This is a genomic window from Serratia sp. ASV30 (genome assembly GCF_016428815.1).
GTDB classification, from domain to species: domain Bacteria; phylum Pseudomonadota; class Gammaproteobacteria; order Enterobacterales; family Enterobacteriaceae; genus Chania; species Chania fonticola_C.
Window position 1 is genome coordinate 1 of sequence record NZ_JAELTL010000219.1, and the last position, 395, is coordinate 395.

At 61.0% G+C, this 395-nt stretch carries 1 tRNA gene; it reads right to left on the reverse strand.

What is annotated here, in order from left to right:
* Positions 1 to 153 precede the first annotated feature (153 nt).
* Positions 154 to 230, reverse strand: a tRNA-Met gene (locus JHD74_RS26160).
* Between the last annotated feature and the right edge of the window lie 165 nt (positions 231 to 395).

The window sequence follows — 395 nt, forward strand, 5'->3', positions numbered from 1 at the left end:
CCCCCCACCCTCGCCTGCCCCGCCCCCCCCTCCCCCTTCTCCCCCCCGCTACTCCCCCCTACTCGCTATCATTCTGATCCTCCGCCCCCCGCTATCTTCCCTCTTTTGTCATCGTCGGCAGCGTGTTTTGTTTATATTAGACACTTTCTAGTTTGGTTGCGGGGGCCAGATTTGAACTGACGACCTTCGGGTTATGAGCCCGACGAGCTACCAGGCTGCTCCACCCCGCGTCCGAAGTGAGCCAAATATACAGGAAACAACAAATCATATGAGAGACCTAGAGACATATCGTATCATAGCGGGTGCCGGCTTTTGACAGACGACCTTCGGGTGGGGTGGCCGGGGAGCTAGCGGGGGGCTCCACGCCGCGGGGGGGGGGTGCGTGGGCTTGCGGG